Annotated in this window: 6 protein-coding genes; 3 read left to right on the forward strand and 3 right to left on the reverse strand. The window is 67.8% G+C overall.

Going from position 1 to position 6,682, the window contains the following annotated elements; all coding sequences use genetic code 11:
* Positions 1–267: 267 nt before the first annotated feature.
* Positions 268–1,743, reverse strand: a complete 1,476-nt coding sequence (locus IE294_RS45970; protein WP_189895273.1) for an NF041680 family putative transposase — start codon at positions 1,741–1,743, stop codon at positions 268–270.
* 357 nt (positions 1,744–2,100) lie between these two features.
* On the reverse strand, positions 2,101–2,796 hold the full coding sequence (locus IE294_RS45975; protein ID WP_189895274.1) for an alpha/beta fold hydrolase: 696 nt from the start codon (positions 2,794–2,796) through the stop codon (positions 2,101–2,103).
* A gap of 1,018 nt (positions 2,797–3,814) precedes the next feature.
* On the opposite strand from IE294_RS45975, the gene IE294_RS45980 reads away from it, so the two are divergent.
* The 3 genes from IE294_RS45980 (at position 3,815) to IE294_RS45990 (ending at position 6,080) form a co-directional block, all read left to right on the forward strand.
* On the forward strand, positions 3,815–3,976 hold the full coding sequence (locus tag IE294_RS45980; protein ID WP_268252880.1) for a helix-turn-helix domain-containing protein: 162 nt from the start codon (positions 3,815–3,817) through the stop codon (positions 3,974–3,976).
* Positions 3,976–5,271, forward strand: coding sequence for a tyrosine-type recombinase/integrase (locus IE294_RS45985; protein WP_189895276.1), 1,296 nt, complete (start codon positions 3,976–3,978; stop codon positions 5,269–5,271). Before IE294_RS45980 ends, IE294_RS45985 begins: the two co-directional genes overlap by 1 nt.
* A 122-nt stretch (positions 5,272–5,393) precedes the next feature.
* Positions 5,394–6,080: a hypothetical protein gene (locus IE294_RS45990; RefSeq protein ID WP_189895277.1), complete on the forward strand. Its 687-nt coding sequence runs from the start codon at positions 5,394–5,396 to the stop codon at positions 6,078–6,080.
* A 60-nt stretch (positions 6,081–6,140) separates the two neighbouring features.
* On the opposite strand, the gene IE294_RS45995 is transcribed toward IE294_RS45990, so the two are convergent.
* Positions 6,141–6,682: DddA-like double-stranded DNA deaminase toxin (locus IE294_RS45995; protein WP_229918224.1), on the reverse strand; the 542-nt coding region annotated here is incomplete at its 5' end.

Here is a 6,682-nt window from a genome sequence, read left to right on the forward strand (position 1 = left end):
AACCGCCGAAAGCGAGACGGTCCACCGACTCCGTCGGCGGACCGTCATGCAAGATCGAGGTTAATCACACGAAACAGTCTCCCTCGCTGTACAGCCCAACTGACCATCAGTCGGACGTTCTTGAATGAAACGAGACCGTAGATGTGGAACACGGGGTACAGCAGTGGCTTACCAGCCAATGCCTCCTCTTCTGCCTCACTTGCCTGAGAAGTGCCATCCCCTGGCACGGACCTCATCAGGTTCAGGAACAGGTACTGACCTTGACGTTTATCCAGTGCGGCGGGGTTTCGTACCGACCTTGTGGTGGGTGGGTCGGCTGTATGCCTCGCCGGTCACGAGGACTCTGCCCACGTCATGACGGGTGGCTGTGCGGCGGTTCTTCGAGCCAAGTGGTCTTCCTGGTCCGGGTGTTGACGGTTTCGGTGCACCGGCTGGAGAGCCGGTCTTCGCTCGCAGGTTCCTGAACCCCCGCCGGACCCGGGCGGGCGTCAGTCTGTTCGGCTCGGCCGGCTTCTCCCAGGGACGCCGTAGATCGGCGGCCAGTGGGCGGGCGAGCCGGAGCTGGGTGTAGGCGGCGATCACGAGCCACGTCCACCGGTCTGCCGCCTCCGGGCTGCGGAGCCGGGGCCGGGTCCATCCGAGCGTCTGCTTGAACAGGCGGAACATGTGCTCGATGTCGAAGCGTCGCAGGAAGGACTGCCAGCAGCGGTCGAGGTCCGCTTCTGTGGCGGCGGTGCCCGACCACCACAGCCAGAGCGGCTTGTTCACCCCTCCGCTGGGCAGCTTCTCCACGGCCAGACGGATGACGGTGCCCGCGATGATGGGCAGCGGCCCTTCGTGATCAAGCCAGGCCGCCCGCCGGGTCAGCCTCGGGTGGAGCCGATCCCACGCCTGGGCGGTCGCCTTCCCGTAGCGGCGGGTGTAGGTGACCGTCACGGCCTGCTCGGTGCCCCAGGTTCCCGGGTCGCCGAAGACGAACTCACCGCCGTGCTTCGGCGGTCGCCCGCCTTGGGGATATGACAGGGCGTACTCCTTGAGAGTGGGCGTCGGCCGGCGCATCACCCGGTCCGACCTCAGTCGGCCCAGGACCTCAACGGGCAGGTCGCCCAGCAGGTGGGCGATGCGAGGCGCGTCGTATCCGGCGTCCAGCACGACCAGGACGTCGGGGTCGCCCTGCTTCCACTGGCCGGTGGCGACGAGCCGTTCGACGACCTCGCGGAGCTGGACCATGGTCACCGCGGCGACGTCGGCGCCGGGGTCCAGGCGGACCGCGTCCAGTACCGCCGTCCATGAGGTCCGGCCGGTTTCCAGCGCGACCACGACCGAGTAGGGCCAGCCCGGGATCATCTGATGCTTTGCCCCTCCGCGGCCGTACGTGTGGCAAAAAGCCCGGTCAGAGCAGGTGTTGGCGCCCGGTCGCAGCCACGGCGAGACGTCTGCGGCCAGCACGATCCGGCCGTCCGCCGCTCGCGGCAGCGACACCGAGGCCAGCGCGCGGCGAAGCCGGGCCACATCGATCCGCCCCTGGTTGAGACCGCCGTAGAGAGCCCCGTGCCCGCGACGGTGTTCCGGCGCGAGTGCCAGATCGACCAGCGTCCGCACCGGCCCGTCCGTGCACAGCAACGCGTCGCACAACTCGAACAGCGCGTCGCCCCGCGCGGTCAGACACGCGTACAACTCCGTCCGGAAGCGTGACACTTCCGCGAACGCATCCCGCAGGACACCCTGATGTACCAGACTCACGACACGGCCTTCGCGCTGATCCACTCTGTGACGGAGCACAGGATCAGACGGAGGCCGCCTTCGTGTCCGCTGAACTGCGAAAACGCCGATCAAGTTCGAGCCACGTTCGACGCCGGACCATAAATGACAAGGTAAGCACTTGTTTTGGCTCCAGTGCACGGAGTTGTTTCGGCTCCACCGACCGGCTGGAGGGGGCGTGCATCAGTGTGATTCACGCCCTCGTAGCAAGGTGATTTGGCCCCACTTCGATCGGGTGGTTCCGCTGGCCCGGGTGGGGGGTGTTGACGGTAGGCGCGTCGCGGACCTGCCTTCGGCCCGCTCGCGCAGCCTGATGGCAGGGCGTGCGTCGGAAGTGGATCACGTCGTGATGGCGAGTTCGACGAGGTGTCGGGCTGTGCCGGCAGGATCGATGATCTGGTGGAGGTGTGCGCCGGGCAGGTGTGCCACACGCCAGCCGCGTTCGCGTGCCTCGGCGGCAAGGTCGTCATACGGAGGACCGAACAGCAAGTAGGAGCAGGGATGGTCATCCCATCCGTCGGGGACCGGGATGTGCTGCTCGTAGTAGGACAGCGGCAGGGCGGGCTGCTCCTCAATGACGGTCTGTCGCATCGTCGGATCAGTGAACATGGGTGCGACGTCTGCCTCGTCCCACCAGTCGGTCCAGCGTGGCAGCCTGCCCTTTACCGCCATCGGGCTGAGGAACTCCAGCATCTCGGGTGAGGCGACTGAGGTCGGTCCGATCAGGGCCGGCAACGCGGCATCGACGAAGATCGAGCTGGTCACCGGATGGTCGAGGCCCGAACGGATCACCGGGAGAAACAAGCCTGCGTTGCTGTGCGCCACCAATGCGACGGGGCTACCAGCCGGGACCTGCCGGAGGTCGTCACGGATGGCACTGACGATGCGGGGCCAGAACGGCGGAGCACCGGCGCCAATGTGCAGCAGGGACGGCACCTGTACCTGGTATCCCGCCTCCGTCAGATGTTCGGCCACGGGGCGCCAGGTCGAGGGGCCTACGGACGGACTGTGCACGAGAACGAAGATCGGCTGCATGTGACGATCCTGTCGCCCACGCCATCGGAGCCGCGACAGTGTTGGCCGACAGCAGAACGCTCGGCTTCGAAGAAGCTCACGCGCGGCCACACAGCCCACCCGGTCGAGCTTTTCACAGCTCCCCTAAACGCCGAGTGGGGCCAGATCAACTTCTTACTCCGTGGAGCCACTGCTGATCCGTGCGGTGGAGCCCAAGAGGTGCTTACAAACATGCGGCCCCAGGCCATGGCGGCACCGGCACTCGACTCACGCAGCATGCGGGGAGGGCGCCGGACCGCCGCCGGCAGTCCGGCGCGCGGCGAGACGGCCCGGCGCGCGGCCGGAAGGCCGGTGCAGGCGCGGCCACACGGCGGGACGGACGCGGGCTCTCCGGGCGGCCGGGGCTCGGCGCGGAGGCGCGGCGGGCGGCGGCGGGCACGGACGGGAGGCGGCGCCCGGCGCAGCCCGGCGCAGGCTGCGGGACGGCCAGGTGGAGGCGGTGGCGGGATCGGCACAGCCGGCTCGACCCACGCCGACGGGACGCGGGCGGGGGCAGAAGGGACGGGCCAGGAGAAAAAGCACGGCACCAGCGCCGCCGGGCGGCGGGGGCGACCGGGAGACCGGCGCGCGACCGCAGCGCTGCGGCCGGCCTCCCGGCAGCTCGCCGCCCCCGGGACGCACCGCGGGCAGCGGCTCGGCGCAGCCGAGGACCAACAGCGGCGGGGCAGCGGCGACAGGCGGCACGCGCGCGGCGGCAGGAAACCGGCGGCGGGTACGGACGGACGGTAGCGACAGGAACCGGCGGACGCCCGAGCCGGCAGCCGACGGCTCACGGCCGACAGCCGACTGCGGCCGACGTAGCGGCCGGGCGAGGGCCCACAGCCGAGGAATGTGGGTAGAAGCGGCCGTGGCGGACGCGGCAGGGACGGCCGGACAAGGCCGGCGGCAGAGGCGACTGAGGACGCCGGACAGGCAGCGGACGGCACGCGGAACGGACGGGCGGCGGTCAGGTACCGCGCGGGCGGGACGGCCGGGCACGGTGCCCCAGGTGATGGCCCGCCTCCAGCTCGGCCGCTCCGCTGTCTACAACCTTCTCCGCACCGGCCAGCTCGCCTCGATCACCCTCGGCCGCGCCCGCCGCATCCCCACCCACGCCCTCACCGACTTCATCCGCACCCGCCTCGAACAGGAAGCTGCCTGATGACCATGCCCCGCGACACCCCGGCCTCCCGCCGCGTGCGCGCCAACGGTGACGGAACCGTCTACCAGCGCAAGGATGCCCGCTGGGAAGCCGCCGGATACGTCCTCGCCCCCGGCAACACCCGTCGCCGCGTCCGCGTCTACGGCACCACCCGCAAGGAAGCCCTGGCCAAGCTCACCGAGAAGATCGCCGCCAGCAACCGCGGCCTCCCCGTCCCCTCCGCGCAGGGCAGCCTTGCCGCGTACCTGACGTACTGGCTGGAGAACGTCGCCGTCCACCACCTCCGCGAGACCACCCACACCCGCTACATTGCCTGCGTCAACCGCTACCTCATCCCCGGCCTCGGCAAGAAGAAGCTCACCAAGCTCACCGCCAAAGACGTCCGCACCTGGCTCAACCAGCTCAGCACCACCTGCCAGTGCTGCACCCGCCACATCGACGCCCGGCGCGACCAGCCCCGCTGCTGCGCCGCCGGCCAGTGCTGCCACAAGCTGCTGTCCCCGCTGACGCTCACCTACATCCACTCCGTACTCAAGTCCGCCCTGGAGCACGCCGTCCGCAAGGAAGAGATCTCACGCAACGTCCGCACCGGCACCCCACGGCCCCGACGCTTCGAGCCCCTCACCGCCGACGAAGCCCGCCAGCTCCTCACCACCGCACACGGTCACCGGCTGCACGCGCTGTTCGAACTCGCTCTCCACACCGGGCTCCGCAAGGGCGAACTCCTCGGCCTGCGCTGGGAAGACCTCGACCTCGACCGGGGCATCGCCGCCATCCGCCGCACCCTCCAACGCACCAGCACAGGTGGGCTCACCACGCTGCCCACCAAGACGCGGGCCTCCGAACGCCGCATCGCCCTCCCCGCCCGCTGCCTCCAGTCGCTCAAGCGCCACCACGAACAGCAGCAGCGCGAGCGTGAGGCCGCGGGCACCAGGTGGCAGCACGATGGGCACGTGTTCACCACGGTGCAGGGCAGACCGATCGACCCGACCAACCTCACCCGCGCCTTCACCGCGCTCCTCCGCAAGGCCGGCCTCCGCCGCATCCGCTTCCACGACCTCCGTCACTCCACCGCCACACTGCTCCTGGAGCAGGGGATCGAACTCGTCGTGATCAAGGAACTCCTCGGCCACGCCCACATCGGCGTCACCGCCACCGTCTATGCCCACGTCCGACTCCGTCTCCAGCGCGACGCCATCGACACACTTGACGCAGCACTCGGCAGCCCGGGGACCACCGAGACGGCAAGCGGCGACGGCGACGAACCGCCGCCCTGCGCCGCCTCCGTCCGCTGACGTTGCCGTCAACTACTGCCGTCATGGCCCACGGCAGCCCCACCTACGGGGCTCCCGTTTTGCTTTAGCGATTTACAGATCAACTCACGTCGACGCCCGGCATGTAGCGCATAATGTCTCACATGAACTCTCTCGCCCCCACGGACAACCCGGGCCTGCTGCGATTCCTGCGGAGGTGGTACGGCGCCCCGCAATCACCCAATGTGAGACTGGGAGAATCGCCTGAAGCGCCCAGGGAGCTTGTCGAGTGGCATGAAATCTCTGCCCAGTGGGGCGGGGAGATCACCTCGCACAACTACGCCATCCCCCTTTCGGAACTCGCGGTGGAAGACGGAAAGATTCCGTTCTGGGTTGAGAACCAAGGAACTTGGGTCTGGGCATTCGACCCGGCCAGTGAAGATCGCTCTGTGTACGAGCGAGAGCCGTCCGACGAACCGACCCCATGGCGACGGACTGACGAGCAGCTCTCAGATTTCTTGATTCATGCCACGATCCTAGAGGCAATCCTGGGGGCTCCTGCGACGAAAGTCGCGCAAGGAGTCCCGGCAGATTGGCTCTGGTCTCGGGAAGGAAGTCATGAGCTCCCCTTCCCTGCGTGGAACTGGCCAGCTAACGATTCGCGCATCCTCCTCGGCGAGAGCTGGCTGGCGCTCGTCCACCCGAGCGATGATCCCGACGAAGGCCATGACGTCACCCTGGCGGCGAGGGCGCCAGGCGATCTCTCCTGGGCGGAGAATATGCCAGGAGTCAAGTGGCGCTCATACTCCGGCGCTCAGGACTACACAACCGATGAACCACTGCCCTGGTAGACAGTGAAACACGAATCGGCGGCCGATCCACCTGGATCGGCCGCCGATTCCTTTCCTAACTCAGTCAGGAAGTCCCGTGAATTTTTCAGTCCTACGCGGTGAGATCACCCACAGCTGAGCACCTTCGGGCAGCATGTCAGGCAATGTACTTCTGCATGTTCCGCAGGTCCCCGTCGGGTAGTCGATGTAGAGCACGGCCTTTCTGACGCCGGGGTTCATACGCAAGAACGCTGCTGCGTGAGTCTCCACGTGCTCCCCGTTGGCCTTCGTACGACCTGGGAGGTTCTTGAGGAGTCCAGACTGACCGCCTGGACCACTGATCATCGGCAGCTGATCACCCCCGACATCAAGAATTCCCACAGTGCGCCGCGGGTAGTCCTTCTGCAAATCTTTCAGGGACGGGCCGCAATTGCTGTTGTGAACGAGGACCGGAGTCTCGCCTGCCAGCACATAGTACGTGTGCAGGTCGCTGACGGTGAGGTTGTACATGTCCGCGGAGCCAGCGCGCTTCGTGACGGCAGTGATCCGTACATGCCTATCGGGTCTGCCGCACGATCGGGTGACATCTGAACTGGCTTGCCCTGTGGGGCGGGTGGGAAGGA

Origin of the sequence: Streptomyces canarius (assembly GCF_014650735.1) — a bacterium.
Taxonomy (GTDB): Bacteria; Actinomycetota; Actinomycetes; order Streptomycetales; family Streptomycetaceae; genus Streptomyces; species Streptomyces olivaceoviridis.